We start from the raw sequence: 16,675 nt of genomic DNA on the forward strand, positions 1-16,675 counted from the left end.
TGCATAACGTTTACTACTACATTCCTTCATGGTTGAATGATTCTCAATTACACATATAAAGGCGCATTCAGACGCTAAACCACGTGTTTTTATTATTCAGGGCAATGATTTTATTGGCTTTATCTGACCGCAAAGGCAGATTCGTTCACGAGAAAAAGATAATGACTCAACCCCATGTCGCCTTCACCTCGTTGCAAGGGCGGGCGCTTTTTTCGCTTCTTTTTTTAGCCTCACCGGGATTAATGGCCGCGGAAAATCACGCGGCGAAAGATAACAACGATGCGGAAGAGACCATCATCGTGGTGGCCAACGACGCCCAGCAGAGCGCCACCAGCGGCTATCAACCGCTCAGCTCCTCTACCGCGACGTTGACCTCAATGCCGCTGCTGGATATTCCGCAGGTGGTGAATACCGTCAGCGATCGGGTTCTCGAAGATCAGCACGCCACCTCGCTCGATGAGGCGCTGTATAACGTAGCCAACGTGGTGCAGACCAACACCCTTGGCGGCACCCAGGACGCTTTTACCCGCCGCGGCTTCGGCGCTAACCGCGACGGCTCGATCATGACCAACGGCCTGCGCACCGTGCTGCCGCGCAGCTTTAACGCCGCCACCGAACGGGTGGAAGTCCTGAAGGGACCCGCCTCGACGCTGTACGGTATTCTCGATCCCGGCGGGCTGATCAACGTCATCACCAAACGTCCGGAGCGGCAGTTCTCCGGTTCGGTTTCCGGGACGTCCACCAGCTTTGGCGGCGGCACCGGCAGCGTCGACGTCACCGGCCCCATCGAAGGCACGAATCTGGCGTACCGGCTGATCGGCGAATATCAGAATGAGGATTACTGGCGCAACTTTGGTAAAAACAAAAGCCGCTTTATCGCCCCTTCCCTGACCTGGTTTGGCGACCGGGCGACGGTGACCGCGTCCTATTCGCACCGCGACTACAGCGCCCCCTTCGACCGCGGCACTATCTTCGATCTCAATACCGGGCATGCGGTGAACGCCGATCGCAAAACCCGCTTCGATGAAGCCTTTAATATTACCGATGGCTATTCCGACCTCGCCCAGCTCAACGCCGAGTATCGCCTTAACGACGCCTGGACCGCGCGCTTCGATTACAGCTACAGCCAGGATCACTATAACGATAACCAGGCGCGGGTGATGGCCTATGATTCGGCGACCGGCAACCTCACCCGCCGGGTTGACGGTACCCATGGCTCCACGCAGAAGATGCACTCGACCCGCGCCGACCTGCAGGGCAACGTGGTGGTGGGTGGCTTTTATAACGAACTGCTGACCGGCGTCGCCTATGAGAATTACGATCTGCTGCGCACCGATATGCTGCGCTGCAAGAACGTGAAAGGCTTTAACATCTATCATCCGGTCTACGGCACCCTGGACACCTGCAATACCGTCTCCGCGTCCGACAGCGATCAGCGGATCCAGCAGGAGAGCTATGCCGCTTACGTGCAGGACGCGCTGTACCTCACCGACAACTGGATCGCCGTCGCCGGCGTGCGCTACCAGTATTACACCCAGTACGCCGGTAAAGGCCGACCGTTTAACGTCAATACCGACAGCCGCGATGAGAAATGGACGCCGAAAGCCGGCCTGGTCTACAAAGTGACGCCGAACGTGTCGCTGTTCGCCAACGTCGCCCAGTCGTTTATGCCGCAGTCGTCGATCGCCAGCTATATCGGCGAGCTGCCGCCGGAAGAGTCCACCTCTTACGAAGTGGGCGCCAAATTCGACCTGTTAAACGGCATTACCGCCAATATCGCGCTGTTTGATATTCATAAGCGTAACGTGCTGTACACCGAGAGTATTGGTGATGAGACGGTGGCGAAAACCGCGGGCAAGGTGCGTTCCCAGGGGGTGGAGGTGGATCTGGCCGGGTCAATTACCGATAACCTCAGCATGATTGCCAGCTACGGCTATACCGACGCCAAAGTGCTGGAAGATCCGGATTACGCCGGGAAACCGCTGCCGAACGTACCGAAGCACACCGGTTCGCTGTTCCTGACCTATGACATTCATAACGTCTACAACAGCAACACCCTGACGGTCGGCGGCGGCGGCCATGCGGTCAGCAAGCGCTCCGGCACCAACGGCGCGGATTATTATCTGCCGGGCTATGCGGTGGCAGACGTGTTCGCCGCCTATAAGATGAAGCTGCAGTATCCGGTGACGCTGCAGGTGAACGTGAAGAACCTGTTTGATAAGACCTATTACACCTCTTCCATCGGCACCAATAACCTCGGTAACCAGATTGGCGATCCGCGTGAGGTGCAGTTCACGGTGAAGATGGATTTTTAACCCTTACCCTGGCAACGGATGTCGATTGCCGGGCGGCGCTGCGCTTGCACCGGCCTACAACAGCATGGCCTGCGGTCCTTCCCCTTCCTGTGGAGTTCGTAGGCCCGGTAAGGCGCAGCCGCCACCGGGCATTGCGTTCAGCTTACCAGTCCTCCTCCTGGCCGAGGATGCGCAATATATCCTGACGATGCTGCAGCAGCTGCGGGTTATCGCGATGGCGGGGAAAGGCCAGCGGCAAGGCGAACTCGGCGATAATCCGCCCCGGACGCGGCGACATCACCAGCACCCGCTCGCACAGCAGCAGCGCCTCTTCGATATCGTGGGTCACCAGCAGGCTGGTATAACCCTGCTGCTGCCAGAGGGCGATCAGCTCCCGCTGCATACTGATGCGGGTCAGCGAGTCCAGCTTGCCCAGCGGTTCGTCGAGCAGCAGCAGGCGCGGCTCGTTCAACAACGCGCGCGCCAGCGCGGCGCGCTGCGCCATCCCCCCTGACAGCTGCCGCGGCCACGCCTCGCTGAAGGCCTGCAGCCCGATGCGGTCAATCAGCGCGTCGGCCTTTGCTTCCAGCCCCCTTTTGCCCTGCGCCTGCGGGCCCAGCAGTACGTTCTGCCGCACCGTCAGCCACGGATAGAGCGTCGGATCCTGAAACACCAGTATGCGCTCCGGCCCCGGAGCGCCGAGCGGCGCGCCGTCGAACTGCATCTGTCCGCTCTGCGGCGCTTCCAGCCCGGCCAGCAGCCGCAGCAGGGTGGATTTACCGCAGCCGGAAGGACCCAGCAGCGCCACGCTTTCCCCCGGCCGCAGCTGCAGGCTGATATTCTCCAGCACCGGCACCGCCTGTTTGCCGAGCGTAAACGCGTGATGAAGATGGCTTATCGATACCGCCGCGCCGCGCGCTATCGTCTGCGAACCTGACGTCGCGGTTACCATTGCATCCCTCCCCGCTGCCAGCTCAGCAGCTTATCGCGCAGCATAAATAATCCGCTAATCAGGCCGGAGCACAGCAAGGCCATCACCAGCAGCGCGGCGTACATATTGGGATAGGCCGCCCAGCCCTGGGCCCACTGGAGGTAAAAGCCGATCCCCGACTTCACCCCGACCATTTCAGCCACAATCAGCACCGAAAACGACGCGCCAAGCCCCATAAACAGGCCGACAAAGACGTTCGGCAGCGCGGCGGGGATCGCCACCCGCAGGATCAGGAAACGCTGGCTGGCGCCGAGGGTCCGCGCCACGTCGTACCATGCCTTGTCAATGCCAATGACCCCGGACCAGGTCAGCACCGTAACCGGGAACCAGGTGCTCAGCGCAATCAAAAACACACTGGCGCCGAAGCTTGACGGAAAAATAAACAGGCACAGCGGCAGCAGCGCGGTAGACGGCACCGGCCCCAGCAGGCGTAACACCGGATGGACCCAGTAGCCAATCCGTTGCGACCAGCCAATGGCCAGACCGGTGATGAACCCGCTGCTGGTGCCGAGCAGCACGCCGAGCCCCAGCAGCCCCAGAGAGTGCAACAGGCTGTCGAGCAGACGCGGCCAGTCATCATGCAGCACCTCGATCAGCGCCTGCGGCGGCGCGAAAAACGGCACCGGCAGCACGCCGCTCTTGGCGGTCAGCCCTTCCCAGGCAGCGAACAGCACCGGCAGCAGCGCCAGCCACTTGCCGGCATGCCGCACGCGCGCGCCGCGCGCTCGCCAGTAGCGATAGCTCAGCGCCAGCAGCAGCAAGCCGCCGCCGAAGGTGAACTGCGCCAGCGCCCAGCCCTCGCTAAACGGCCAGCGCCGCCCGGCATCGGGCCAGGTCAGAGTAAACAGACCGCCCAGCAGCCACAGCGCGGCGGCCAGCAGCCCTTCTCCCCACAGCGGCGCGCGGACGGTGGGGCGCGCCAGAACCTGCTCAGGCGAAGACGTTGGCATAGATACTCTCCGCAAACTGATGGGGATCGGTGCCCGGTTTGATCACCTGCACCCGCTGCAGGTCGACCGCGTACTGCGTCAGCTCTTTCACGAACGCCTCACCCACCGCGTGGTGGCCGTGCCCCTGCCCGTGCAGAATGCCGCTCACCTCCGCTTCATTGGTATTGAGCGCATGGGCAAGGAAGGATTGCGCCACGCTTTCCGGGTGTTCTGCGGCATAGCTGTGCGCTTCAAGGATCGCCTGAGTGAGCGCCGCGGCGGCCGGTTTATGGTCCCGCGCCAGGCTCCCGCTCACCCCCAGCACGCAGCAGCTGAGGTTGGCATAATCTCCGGTCATATTGCTGGCGACAAGCTGATACTTGCCGGTCTCCAGCAGCCGATAGCTGAACGGCTCGCTGCCGCTGATGGCGGCGATTTCGCGTTTGTCCAGCGCCACGCTGAGCAGATCCGCCGGGTAGACTTTCCACTGCACGTCGCTGATCGGGTCGATACCGTGGCGCTTAAGCAGAATGGCGAAGAAGTTTTTATCCGGCCCGGCCATGTCGGTGACGCCGATGGTTTGTCCCTTCAGGCTCTCGAGGCCGCCGAACGGCGAGTCTTTGGCCGTCAGCAGGTTAAGACAGCCGCCGTGGGTCCCGGCGGTGAGCTTGACGTCAAAGCCCTGCTCCAGCGCCTTCAGCCAGCGCAGCGCCATCCCCACCCCGGCGTCGGCCTTGCCGGTGGCGATCGCCTCCAGCAGCACATCGGTGGAGTTACCGAAGTTAACAAACTCAACGTCGAGGTTATATTTACTGAAAATCTTCTGCTGCTCGGCGACGGCGACCGGCGCGAGGCATACCGCACTTTTATTGATCGCCAGCTTGATCTTGTAGGGCTCTGGCAGGCGCAGCGCCGGATGGGCATCGCCGCTGGCCATCTCCGCCATATCGTGAGCCCACAGCGGCAGAGAGACCCCGGCCAGCGCCAGGCCGCCGCTAAGCTGTAAAAAACGGCGGCGGGAAAAAGCGGATCGGGTCATGGCGTCACCTCCGCGTGGACCGGCGCGGCGGGCACGCTAAAGCTGGGGTCAAAGGTCGGCTTCACGTCCAGCCGGGTGCGGATCAGGCCGTTGGCGAGATAAAAGTCCGCCGTCGCCTGCTGTTGGGTCACGGTTTCCTCTGCCAGCGGTTGCCACTGCGACTGGCGGTTGGCAAACTGCGCGCGGGCGATCTCGGCCGGGAAGCGGATGATCTCCCCCAGCGTTTTGCCGTAGCTGTCGAGATTGGCGTAGGCCCAGCGCTCGGCGCCGGCCAGGCGCTGGAGATAATCCTGCAGCGCGGCGCGCTTTTGCGGATCGTTAAGCGCGGAATCCGTTGCCGCAAGGAAGGTATTCCCCGGCAGCAGCCCTTTGCCGCTCACCAGGATCTGCCCCTCGTTGGTCTTCACCATCTGGGTGGTGTAGGGTTCCCAGGTCGCCCAGGCGTCCACCGAACCGTTAAGCAGCGCCACTTTGGCGTCCACCGGGCCGAGGAACACCCACTGCACCTCCTTCGGCGAGATGCCCGCCTGCTCGAGCGCTTTCAGCGCCACGAAATGACCAATCGACCCTTTGCCGGTGGCAATGCGCTTGCCTTTTAACCCGGCGGCGGTTTTTATCGCGCTGCCGGGGGAAACCAGCACCGCGGTCCCCGCCGGATTGCTTTTGTCCACGGCAATCGCTTTCACCGGCGCGCCGTTAGCCAGGGCGAAGAGCAGCGGCGCATCGCCGATGATCCCCGCGTCCACTGCGCCCGCGTTAAGGGCTTCCGCCAGCGGCGCGGCGGCCGGGAATTCAGCCCACTTAATGTCATAGGGGAGGTTTTGCAGGGCGTTGGCCGCCTCCAGCTGCGAACGCATGCCGCCTTTTTGATCGGCGATGCGCAGGGTAAGCCGCTCCTGCGCCGTCGCGTAACCGCCCAGCGCCAGCAGCATCAGCGCTGCCGCCACCCGGCCTGAGAATGATAGACGCATCGTGATTATCCTTGTGATTGAAAGACGAAGTGGCCGGCTGCCAGCCAGGCGCTGTCGCTCTGCGGGGTATGCACCCGGCCGCAGAGCACATTACGGTAGTGGCGTTCCAGCGGGTTCTGTCGGCTGAGGCCATGATTACCGGTCAACTCGAGCGCGATATTCACCGCCTGAATGGCGTTGTCGGTAATGGTGACTTTCGCCAGATTGGCCTCGATGGCGGAAAAGCGCAGCGCGGCGGCCTGCTCCAGCAGGCTGCGGTTCACCAGCAGCAGCCCGGCGATCTGCCCGACCTTCTCCTGCACCCGCGGCAGGCGGGAAAGCGGATGGCCGAGGCCCGCGGGCACTCGCCCCGTCAGCCACCTCACCAGCCAGTCGTGAGCGGCGCGGGCGATGCTGTCATAGATCGCCGCCAGCAGCGCCGTCTGCCGGTTGGCGAACAGGCGCAACGGTTCCGCCTGGGCAGAGGGTGGTGCATCGACAGGCCAGACATCCACCGCGTGCTCTGCCGCCACCCGCACGTGGCGAAAAATCACCTCATGGCTGCCGGTGGCCCGCATCCCGGCGTGATCCCAGCTTTTCACCACGCTAATCCCGGCGCTGTCGCCAGGCACCAGCCAGGTGCCCACCCGCGGCGGGTTATCATCGCTTCTCGCCCATACCGCCAGCCAGCGCAGCCCTTCAATGCCGGTGGTATAGATTTTATGACCGTTGATGTCCCAGCCGTCCGCGCAGCGGCTCGCCACGGTGTCCGGCAGGCCGCCCCGCGCCGGGGAACCCAGCTCCGGCTCAACGCGCAGGCTGTTGATCAGGCCACCGCGTTCGACGGCGTCGTGAAAAACCTGCTGGCGCAGCGGCGCGTGCCAGGCGTCGTTTTCCGCCAGCCGCAAATGGTGCAGATACTGCATGCAGACGATCAGCGCCGTCGCCGGCTCACCCCAGGCGATGGCGGCGATGGCCTGCTGCAGCTGGGCCAGGCTGGCGCCCGCGCCGCCGTAAGCACGCGGCACGGCGAGGCTTAACCAGCCCCCCGCGCGCAGGTGGTCGATATTGCGCCAGGGAAAGTCGCCGCTGGCGTCGAGGCTGGCCGCCTGCTCCGCCATCTGTTGGCGTACCGCCGTCAGCTGCTGCGCCCAGTCGTCGCGCTCAGGATGGATCACGATGCGCGCTCCGCCACCGCACGCCGCGCGGCTTTTTCCCGAGCGATCGGCAACAGCGCCCGGCCGTAGTCTGCCGCATCGTTCAGCGGGTCGAATCCGCGGATCAGGAAGTTGCGCACCCCGAGGTCGTAGTAATCGAGCAGCGCATCGGCCACCTGCTCCGGGGTGCCCACCAGGGCGGTAGAGTTATGCTCGCCGCCCACCAGCTGGGCGATGCCGGTCCACAGGCGTTTGTCCACCACTCTGCCCTGCGCGGCGGTGGCCCGCAGCCGCTGGGCGCCGATGCTGTCCGGTTTGGCCTTGAAACCGCCCCCGCGCTGCGCCGCCTGCTCGGTGGCGACATGCAGGATATGCTCGGCTTTCTCCCAGGCCTCGGCTTCGCCGTCGGCGATAATCGGCCGGAACGAGACGCTGAAACCGATGTCACGCTGGTGTTTCGCCGCTTCGGCGCGCACGCGCTGGATGGTCTCGCCGGTTTGCGCCAGCGACTCGCCCCACAGGGCGAAGACGTCGGCGTGTTTGCCGGCGACGGCGATGGCCGCTGCCGACGAACCGCCGAAGTAGATGGGAAGATGCGGCTTTTGCAGCGGACGAATAGCTGACCAGGCCTGTTCGGCCTGATAAAACTCGTTGTGAATATCGACAGGCTGCTCGCTGGTCCACACCTGGCGCACCACGTCGAGGAAGGCGTCGGTGCGGGCATAGCGCTGGTCGTGGTCGAGGTAATCGCCGTCCCGGCGCTGCTCGGCGTCATTGCCGCCGCTGATGATATGCACCGCCAGCCGGCCCCCCAGCAGATGCTCAAGGGTGGCGAATTTGCGCGCGGCGAGGGTCGGCGATACAAAACCGGGGCGATGGCCCAGCAGGTACTGAATTTTCTGCGTCGACAGTCCGGCCAGGGCGGTTACCAGAAAGCCGTCGGGTTGATCGGACCAGTGACCCACCAGCAGGCGATCGAACCCGGCGGCTTCATGGGTTTGCGCGAAGCGAACAATATAGTCGCGGTCAAAGATCGGCCCCACCGGGGCAATCGTTTCGGAAGAGAGGCGGTGGCCAATCATGCCAAGAAACTGAATGCTCATGAACAACTCCTTGCGTCAGGGTAATGGAGTGGCCGCGACGGCGGCGCTGGTCATTACCCTATACAGAGTGTGTTAATGAACAAAATGCATTTTTATCATATCTTAATATGCAAGGCTTGCATTAATAGAAAATGAGTAGTGTTTTCAGTCGGATACTGTCAGCTGCTGCACCACTTTGCTGGCGAAAAAGATCAGCGGCGACTGCAGGTTGGCCAGATACTGAGCGTGGATCAGCCACAGCGACACCGCAGGCTGAAAATCGCTGAGGTTGACGACCTCGATCTCGTCCCGCCACGGGCTGGCCGCCAGCGCCGCCCGCGGCACCAGACCCAGCCCCAGTCCCTGCGCCACCAGCGCCATCTGCAGCTGGGCGCCCGCGCTCTCGACGTTAAGCTTCAGGCGCAGGCCCTGGCTTTGCAGCTCGCGGATGAGCCCGGCGCGCAGGCCACAGCCATCGGGGTTAAGGATCCAGCCCTGTTCGACGCACTCCCGCAGCGACGACGCCCGCAGATTCAGCCGCCGGGCGGCAATCGGCACCACCTCCAGGGGGCACAGCAGACGCCCGCTGTAGCCCTCGGCGAGGGTCTGCTGGGCGGGGCCCATCGCCAGCATCCCGTCAAGTTCGCCGTTTTCCAGCCGGCGCTGCAGCTCTCCGCTCCAGCCGCAGGTGACCTGCGGGGACAGTGCGGAAAACTGCTGGCTCAGCGCCGCCAGCGCCGCCGGCAGCGCGATCTCGCTGATACTCTGCGGTACGCCGAGACGCAGCGCGCCGCGCGGCTCGCCTTGCGGATCCAACAGGCTGTAGAGCTTTTTCGTCTCGCGCTTAATGCTCAGGCACTGCTCGTACACCCGCTGACCGGCGGCGGTCAGGGTCAGCGGGCGGGTCTGACGCGCTAACAGCGTGACGTTCAGCTCCTGCTCCAGACGCTGCAGGCGCCGGGTGATCGCCGACTGGGTGATCCCCAGATAATCCGCCGCCTGATTGAGGGAAGAAAACTGCACTGTGGCCAGCAGAGCGTCAATATCGTCGATGCGCATAGGATCCTTATGTGAAATTTGCATATTAATATATGCGTAAATTGCATTTAAATAATATTAACGCCTCTGTTAGCGTTTTGACCAGTCCCTCTGACAGGAAGCGCACATGACTGCACCACGACTGGAAAAATTACGCCATTTTATTCATGAGGTTGACCGTCTGCACCGGGAACACCACTCGACCGCGCCGCTGCTTGACGCCGTGGCGCAGCGGCTGGCGGCGCTGGTGCGTCACGACGACTGGCTGCCGGAAGAGTACACCCTGCCGCACCCACACCATTACCAGCAGTATCTGCTGCATGCCGACTCCGGCGAGCGCTTCTCGATCGTCAGCTTCGTCTGGGGGCCGGGACAGGCGACGCCGATCCATGACCACCGGGTGTGGGGGGCCATTGGGATGCTGCGCGGCGCGGAGGAAAATCAACGCTACCAGCTGGATGCCGATGGCATACCGCGCGCGCTGGGCGCCGCCACGCTTCTGCAGGCTGGTCAGGTGGAGAAAGTCTCCGCTGACGATGGCGACATTCATCGCGTCAGCAATGCGCTGGCGGATCGCGTCTCCATCAGCATACATGTTTACGGCGGCAACATCGGCGCGGTGAAGCGCGCAGTGTATACCCCGGAAGGCCAGCAAAAACCGTTTATATCCGGCTACTCCAACCGCCATTTACCCAATATCTGGGATTCCTCCCGCGAACACCAAGGATAACCATTATGTCCACTTACGCTTATCGCCAGGCCGCCGGGATCCGTCAGGCGCTGCTCGACCGTCGTGAACTGGCGCTGATCGACGTCCGTGAAGAGGCCGATTTCGCCACCGCTCATCCACTGTTTGCCGTCAATCTGCCGCTCAGCAAACTGGAGCTGGAGGTCCGCCGGCGGATACCGCGCTTCACCACCCCGATCACCGTCTACGACAACGGCGAAGGGCTGGCGGAGATCGCCGTCGAACGGCTGCGGACCTGGGGCTATCAGGATGTGGCCCTGCTGGCCGAGGGTCTCGCCGGCTGGCGCCGCAGCGGCGGCGAGCTGTTTCAGGACGTCAACTCTGCCAGTAAAGCTTTTGGCGAGCTGGTGGAAAGCGTGCGTCACACGCCGTCGCTCAGCGCCCAGGAGGTTCAGGCGCTCATCGACAGACGACAGGAGGTGGTGATCGTCGACGCCCGGCGCTTCGATGAGTACCAGACCATGAGCATCCCCGGCAGCATCAGCGTGCCCGGCGGCGAGCTGGTCCTGCGGGTGGAGAGCCTGACGCCCTCCCCGCAGACGCCGATCATCGTCAACTGCGCCGGACGCACCCGCAGCATCATCGGCACCCAGTCGCTGATCAACGCCGGGGTGCCGAACCCGGTCCATGCCCTGCGCAATGGCACTATCGGCTGGACGTTGGCTGGCCAGACGCTGGCGCACCAGCAGCAGCGGCAATACGACCCCTCCGCCCGCGCCTCTGGCGTCCGGGCCGCCGAGGCGGCGCATCTCGCCGAACGGGCCGGGGTGGCAGTCATCGATGAAGCGACGCTACAACGCTGGCGGCAGCAGAGCGACCGCACCACCTTCCTGTTTGATGTCCGCAGCCCCGAGGAGTACGCGGCGGGCCACTATCCTGGCAGCCTGAGCGCGCCAGGCGGCCAGCTGGTGCAGGAGACCGATCACTTCGCCAGCGTGCGGGGAGCGCGGATAGTGTTACTGGATGACGATGGCGTCCGGGCGGCGATGACCGGCTCGTGGCTGGCGCAGATGGGCTGGGAGACGGCGCGGCTGAGCGCGCTGTCGGCCAGCCAGCTGAGCGAGCGCGGGGTGCCGGCCGCCGAAGTGCCCCCCGCCCCGCCGGCGGAGGAGATAAGCCCGGCGCAGCTGGCGCAACAGCTGGAGGAGCCCGGGACGGTGGTGCTCGATTTCACTACCAGCGCCAACTTTGTCGCCCGCCATATCCCCGGCGCGTGGTGGCTGACGCGCTCGCAGCTGCGCCAGGCCCTGGAAGCCCTCCCTCCCGCGCAACGTTACGTGGTGACCTGCGGCAGCAGCCTGCTGGCCCGCTACGCGGTGCCCGAGGTGGCGGCCTTAACCGGTAAGCCGGTACAGGTATTGCGCGGCGGGACGCTGGCGTGGATCGCCGCCGGTCTGCCGCTGGCCCATGGCGACGACGGCCTCGCCGTCGAGCGCCGGGACCGCTATCGCCGTCCCTATGAAGGGACCGATAATTCCGCAGAGGCCATGCAGGCCTATCTGGAGTGGGAGTACGGCCTGGTGGATCAGCTGGCCCGCGACGGCACCCACGGTTTTCGGGTGATCTAACGCCAGCGCGCCTCAGGCCTGACGCATGATCCACGAGTACTGAAAGCTCTTCGGCGCCGGAAAATGGGTCCGGCGCCGGTAGGAGCCCAGCGATTGCGGCGTGCAATAGGTGCAGCTCCCCAGCCATTCAACGCTCGCCGGCGCCACCCCCGCCTCTGTGAAGATCGCTTCAGCGAAAGCGCGCAGATCAAACCACAGATTATCGCTGCCGCGTGCGGCGGCTTTAAGCGGATCGCTGACCGGGGCCGAACGGGAATGGAACAGCCGCTGGCGGTGCCGGGCCACCCGGTCACCGCCGGGCTGGTCCAGCAGTTGCTGATAAAATCCGGCGGAGACTTCGTAACAGCAAGGGTGAATATGCGGCCCCACGGCGATGACCAGATCGGTCAGCGCCACCCCCTGTTGGCGAAAAGTCGCCAGACTGTTGTCGACAATGCCGCTGGCCAGCCCCTGCCAGCCGGCATGGACGCTGCAGACGAAGCGACCGTCGCGCGAGGCGATCAGTATCGGCAGGCAGTCGGCGGTCACCACCCCCACCTTTTGCCCGGCCACGGCGGTAAACACCGCGTCGGCGTGCGGCCGCGTCGGCAGCGGCTGCTGATAGTGATGCACCTCATTGCCATGGACCAGCTTCACCGGGGCCAATTCGGCATAGGGAAAAGCGGCGGTTTCGTGGACATCGAGAAACGCGTGGCGGATGCCAGGGATAGCGTCGAGCAAGCGGGAGCGGTAAGCCATAGAGACGATAAACGACAGGGAATGATGTCTTACCTTAGGCCAGGACACGCGGAGAGGCAAGGCGGCGGCCCGGCATTTTTCCGCCAGACCGCCGGACAGCATCAGACCATGGCCGCGCGCTGCTGGCGATGCATCAGCCAGAACACCGCCACGCCGGCCAGCACGATGCCTGGCGCTGAGGCTGCCATCACCCCGACGGTGCCGGTGCCGAGGGCCAGCATCTTGCCGGCCAGCAAAGGGCCGCTCATCGCCCCGAGGCGGCCCACCGCCACGGCGGTGCCGACCCCGGTAGCGCGGATCGCCGCGGGATAGAAGAGCGGCGCCAGCGCGTAGAGCACGCTCTGGCCGCCGGTGGCGAACAGCCCGGCCACAAACCCCGCCAGCAGCATCCCGCTCAGCGTCGACGCACTGCCCAGCGCCAGCAGCGATGCCACAATGCCGCTGTATATCAGAAGCGACATGCGCAGCGGAGTAAGCTTATCCATCAGCGCGCCCAGCAGCAAAGTACCGCAGGCGGCGCCGATCTGCAGAGAGAACATCACCCCCGCCGCCTGGCTGGCGCTGAACCCCTGGCCCACCAGCAGCATCGGCAGCCAGTTGATGAGCATATAGACCACCAGCAGGGTGAAGAAATAGCCCAGCCACAGCAGCAGCGTGGCGGCAGCATGTCCCGGGGCAAACAGGGTGCGCAGCGGCACGCTGGTCTCCACGCGCTGAAACGCCTGCGACTCCGGCAGCCAGCGCATCAACAGCGGGATCAGCAGCAGCGGGACCACGCCGCCAATCCAGAAGATGGTCTGCCAGGCCGCGGCGAGGCCAGAGAACCCCAGCGCCGCCGCCAGCGCGGCGCCAATGGGCACGCCGCAGTACATCAGGCTCACCGCCCGGCCGCGAAAGCGTGGGCCAGCGGCTTCCGAGGTTAAGGCAATCAGGTTCGGCAATGCCGCCCCCAGCCCGACGCCGGTGAGCAGGCGCGCCAGCAGCAGCGTCGGGAAGCTCCAGGCCACCGCGGTGGCCAGCGAGAACAGGCCAAACAACAGCACCGAGCTCAGCAGGATGCGTTTGCGCCCGTGGCGGTCCGCCAGCATGCCGCCCACCAGCGCGCCGGGCAGCAAGCCGAGGATCCCGGCGCTGAAGATCCAGCCCATCTGCATTTTATCCAGCGCAAAGGCCTGCGCCATGCCGACGGCGGCGATCCCCGCCGCCTGCAGATCCAGCCCCTCCATCAGGGCCACCATAAAACAGAGCCCGATGGTGACCATCAGGCGCGAGGAGTTTGCGGTCGTTATCTTGGTCATAGGGTACCTTGGCGATAGCCGGACAAGCGGATCAGGTGATGGGCGGCTGATGCGTGGTCAGCCGCGCGTTGTTATTTTTGGCGGTTAAGCAGATCCAGCGCGACGTCGACGATCATATCCTCCTGGCCGCCGACCATCCGCCGTTTGCCCAGCTCGACGAGAATATCCACCGCGCTGAGGCCATAGCGCGCCGCCGCCGCTTCGCTGTGGCGCAGGAAGCTGGAGTAGACCCCGGCGTAGCCCAGCGCCAGCGTTTCGCGGTCGACGCGCACCGGGCGGTCCTGTAGCGGCCGCACCAGCTCGTCGGCGGCGTTCATCAGCGCATAGAGATCGGTGCCATGTTGCCAGCCGAGCTTGTCGGCGGCGGCAATAAACACCTCCAGCGGCGCATTGCCCGCCCCCGCCCCCATCCCGCCCAGGCTGGCGTCTATGCGATCGCAGCCCTCTTCCACCGCGGCGATAGAGTTGGCCACCCCGAGGCTCAGGTTATGGTGGGCATGCATCCCGGTGGCGGTCTCCGGCTTCAGCACCGCCTTCAGCGCGCGGAAGCGGTCGCGAATGTCGTTCATGTTCATCGCCCCGCCGGAATCCACCACGTAGATGCAGGTCGCCCCATAGGATTCCATCTTCAGCGCCTGCTGCGCCAGCGCCTGCGGGGAGATCATATGGCTCATCATCAGAAAACCGACGGTGTCCATCCCCAGCTCGCGGGCAAAGGCAATATGCTGCGCCGCGACGTCCGCTTCGCTGCAGTGGGTGGCGACCCGCACCACCCGCGCCCCGGCCTGATACGCGGCTTTCAGGTCGTGCAGCGTGCCGATGCCCGGCAGCAGCAAGGTGGCGATTTTCGCCTGGCTGACCACCGCCGCCGCCGCTTCAATCCAGGCGATATCACTGTGGGCGCCAAAGCCGTAGTTGAAGCTGGATCCCTGCAGCCCATCGCCGTGGGCCACTTCGATGGAGTCCACCCCCGCCTTATCCAGCGCGCCGGCGATCTGCTGCACCTGCGCCAGGGAATACTGGTGACGAATAGCGTGCATACCATCGCGCAGCGTCACATCCGAAATGTAGAGTTTTTTACCGTTCATGCTGTCGCTCCCGCCGCGCTGTTCATTGCCCCGGCCATTTGCTCCGCCGTCGCCAGCGCCGCTGAGGTCATAATATCGAGGTTGCCGGCGTACGCCGGCAGATAGTGCGCCGCCCCTTCCACTTCGAGGTAAACCGCGGTTTTCAGGCCGGAAAAACGGCCCACGCCGGGGAGGTTGACCGGATTATCCTCGGGGATAACCTCAAACTGCACCTGCTGCTTCAGCCGGTAGCCTGGCACGTAAGCCTGCACCGCCGCCGCCATCTCGGCGATCGAGGCGGCAATCGCCTCCTGGGACGCCATCTCGCTCAGCACATACACGGTATCGCGCATCATTAGCGGCGGCTCCGCCGGGTTGAGCACGATAATCGCCTTGCCCTTGTCCGCGCCGCCCACTTTTTCAATCGCCTGCGAGGTGGTTTCGGTGAATTCGTCGATATTCGCCCGCGTGCCCGGCCCGGCGGATTGACTGGCGATGGAGGCCACGATCTCTGCATAATGCACTTTCGCCACCCGCGAAACCGCGGCGACCATCGGGATGGTCGCCTGGCCGCCGCAGGTCACCATATTGACGTTGCCCTGGTGGAGGTTGGCCGCGAGGTTGACCACCGGCACGCAGTATGGGCCAATCGCCGCCGGCGTCAGGTCGATGACGCGGATCCCCGGCTTCGCTTCGCGCAGCGCGGCATCGTTTTTAACGTGCGCCCCGGCGCTGGTGGCGTCGAAGACGAAGTCGATATCGGCAAACTCCGCCATCTGCATCAGGCCGCCCACCCCTTCGTGGGTGGTCGCTACCCCCATGCGCCGGGCGCGGGCCAGACCATCCGACTGCGGGTCGATGCCGACCATCACCGCCATTTCAAGATGCTGGCCGTGGCGCAGAATTTTAATCATTAAATCGGTGCCGATATTTCCGGAGCCGATAATGGCGACTTTACGTTTACGCATCACGATGTCCTTCTCCGGCGGCGACGAAGCGTGCCGCGACTGAGCCAATACCTTCAATATGGGCGACAAAGCTGTCCCCCTCGTTAATCGCCACCATCGGGCCTAGCGCCCCGGTGAGCACGATATCCCCCGCCCGCAGCGGTTCGCCGAGGCTGGCCATCTTGCGCGCCAGCCAGACCGCGGCGTTCAGCGGATGCCCCAGGCACTCGCTGCCCCGGCCGCTGGAGACCAGCTCCTGGTTGCGGGTCATCCGCATGGCGCACTGCTTCAGATCCAGCCCCGCCGGGCGCTGCGCCGGGCCGCCGATGACGTACAGGCCGCAGGAGGCGTTATCGGCGACGGTGTCGACAAAGCCGATTGACCAGTCGCGAATCCGGCTGCCCACCACCTCCAGCGCCGGCAGCACCCATTCGATGGCGTTATACAGTTCATCAAAAGTGGTATCGGCATGGGGCAGATCATGTTTCAGCACCAGGGCGATCTCGGCCTCCACCTTCGGCTGCAGCACGCGGCCAAACGGCACGTCGGCGTTGTCGCCGTAGCACATGTCGGCAAACAGGGTGCCGAAATCCGGCTGGTTGACCCCCAGCTGCTGCTGCACTTTGGGATGGGTCAGGCCCACCTTGCGGCCCACTACCCGCCGGCCATGGGCCACGTGGTGCTGAACGTTCAGGCGCTGGATGGCGTAGGCGGCGTCGGCGTTGTCGACGCCGAGGATATCGCGCAGCGGGGCGATCGCCTGGCCGGTCCGTTCGGCGTCGCGCAGCTGCTGCGCCAGCGCGTCAAGAGAAAAAGTCATCATCACTCC

At 64.3% G+C, this 16,675-nt stretch carries 14 protein-coding genes and 1 pseudogene; 3 read left to right on the forward strand and 12 right to left on the reverse strand.

Annotated features, from left to right (window positions below; genetic code table 11):
* Positions 1-242 precede the first annotated feature (242 nt).
* The gene (locus tag ACLEXF_RS06035) at positions 243-2,315 is read left to right on the forward strand and encodes a TonB-dependent siderophore receptor (RefSeq protein WP_407259993.1); all 2,073 of its coding nucleotides are present in this window, start codon (positions 243-245) and stop codon (positions 2,313-2,315) included.
* Positions 2,316-2,457: 142 nt separating this feature from the next.
* Here ACLEXF_RS06035 and ACLEXF_RS06040 read toward each other — a convergent pair whose 3' ends face one another.
* The 7 genes and pseudogenes from ACLEXF_RS06040 to ACLEXF_RS06070 form a co-directional block, all read right to left on the reverse strand.
* Positions 2,458-3,246, reverse strand: coding sequence for an ABC transporter ATP-binding protein (locus tag ACLEXF_RS06040; protein WP_017901271.1), 789 nt, complete (start codon positions 3,244-3,246; stop codon positions 2,458-2,460).
* Complete coding sequence (locus tag ACLEXF_RS06045; protein ID WP_053810247.1) at positions 3,240-4,235, reverse strand: ABC transporter permease; 996 nt, start codon at positions 4,233-4,235, stop codon at positions 3,240-3,242. Before ACLEXF_RS06045 ends, ACLEXF_RS06040 begins: the two co-directional genes overlap by 7 nt.
* A complete protein-coding gene (locus ACLEXF_RS06050; protein WP_049003477.1) occupies positions 4,216-5,253 on the reverse strand; it encodes an ABC transporter substrate-binding protein in 1,038 nt (345 codons plus the stop codon). Before ACLEXF_RS06050 ends, ACLEXF_RS06045 begins: the two co-directional genes overlap by 20 nt.
* Positions 5,250-6,224 carry an ABC transporter substrate-binding protein gene (locus ACLEXF_RS06055; protein ID WP_048324568.1) on the reverse strand — a complete coding sequence of 325 codons (975 nt, stop codon included), beginning with the start codon at positions 6,222-6,224 and terminating at the stop codon, positions 5,250-5,252. The genes ACLEXF_RS06050 and ACLEXF_RS06055 overlap by 4 nt, the downstream gene beginning before the upstream one ends.
* A 5-nt stretch (positions 6,225-6,229) precedes the next feature.
* Positions 6,230-7,381, reverse strand: a complete 1,152-nt coding sequence (locus ACLEXF_RS06060) for an acyl-CoA dehydrogenase family protein (protein WP_062914317.1) — start codon at positions 7,379-7,381, stop codon at positions 6,230-6,232.
* A pseudogene (locus ACLEXF_RS06065) lies at positions 7,368-8,463 on the reverse strand (LLM class flavin-dependent oxidoreductase). Before ACLEXF_RS06065 ends, ACLEXF_RS06060 begins: the two are co-directional and overlap by 14 nt.
* 144 nt (positions 8,464-8,607) lie before the next feature.
* Positions 8,608-9,501, reverse strand: coding sequence for a LysR family transcriptional regulator (locus ACLEXF_RS06070; protein WP_017901276.1), 894 nt, complete (start codon positions 9,499-9,501; stop codon positions 8,608-8,610).
* A gap of 106 nt (positions 9,502-9,607) precedes the next feature.
* On the opposite strand from ACLEXF_RS06070, the gene ACLEXF_RS06075 reads away from it, so the two are divergent.
* Positions 9,608-10,210, forward strand: coding sequence for a cysteine dioxygenase (locus tag ACLEXF_RS06075; RefSeq protein ID WP_004203047.1), 603 nt, complete (start codon positions 9,608-9,610; stop codon positions 10,208-10,210).
* A gap of 5 nt (positions 10,211-10,215) precedes the next feature.
* Positions 10,216-11,796, forward strand: coding sequence for a rhodanese homology domain-containing protein (locus ACLEXF_RS06080; RefSeq protein WP_064149798.1), 1,581 nt, complete (start codon positions 10,216-10,218; stop codon positions 11,794-11,796).
* 12 nt (positions 11,797-11,808) lie between these two features.
* Here ACLEXF_RS06080 and ACLEXF_RS06085 read toward each other — a convergent pair whose 3' ends face one another.
* The 5 genes from ACLEXF_RS06085 to mhpD form a co-directional block, all read right to left on the reverse strand.
* Entirely contained in the window at positions 11,809-12,534 is a 726-nt protein-coding gene (locus tag ACLEXF_RS06085; protein ID WP_048326368.1) for a polyphenol oxidase family protein, read from the reverse strand.
* 101 nt (positions 12,535-12,635) lie between these two features.
* A complete protein-coding gene (mhpT, locus tag ACLEXF_RS06090; RefSeq protein WP_064149796.1) occupies positions 12,636-13,832 on the reverse strand; it encodes a 3-(3-hydroxy-phenyl)propionate transporter MhpT in 1,197 nt (398 codons plus the stop codon).
* Between the two features lie 71 nt (positions 13,833-13,903).
* Complete coding sequence (gene mhpE, locus ACLEXF_RS06095; protein ID WP_274891420.1) at positions 13,904-14,920, reverse strand: 4-hydroxy-2-oxovalerate aldolase; 1,017 nt, start codon at positions 14,918-14,920, stop codon at positions 13,904-13,906.
* On the reverse strand, positions 14,917-15,867 hold the full coding sequence (gene mhpF / locus ACLEXF_RS06100) for an acetaldehyde dehydrogenase (protein ID WP_017901281.1): 951 nt from the start codon (positions 15,865-15,867) through the stop codon (positions 14,917-14,919). The genes mhpE and mhpF overlap by 4 nt, the downstream gene beginning before the upstream one ends.
* A complete protein-coding gene (gene mhpD / locus ACLEXF_RS06105; RefSeq protein WP_049092550.1) occupies positions 15,860-16,666 on the reverse strand; it encodes a 2-keto-4-pentenoate hydratase in 807 nt (268 codons plus the stop codon). Before mhpD ends, mhpF begins: the two co-directional genes overlap by 8 nt.
* Between the last annotated feature and the right edge of the window lie 9 nt (positions 16,667-16,675).

This window comes from Klebsiella pneumoniae complex sp. WS1778 (genome assembly GCF_049472055.1).
In the GTDB taxonomy this organism is placed as follows: Bacteria; Pseudomonadota; Gammaproteobacteria; order Enterobacterales; family Enterobacteriaceae; genus Klebsiella; species Klebsiella quasipneumoniae.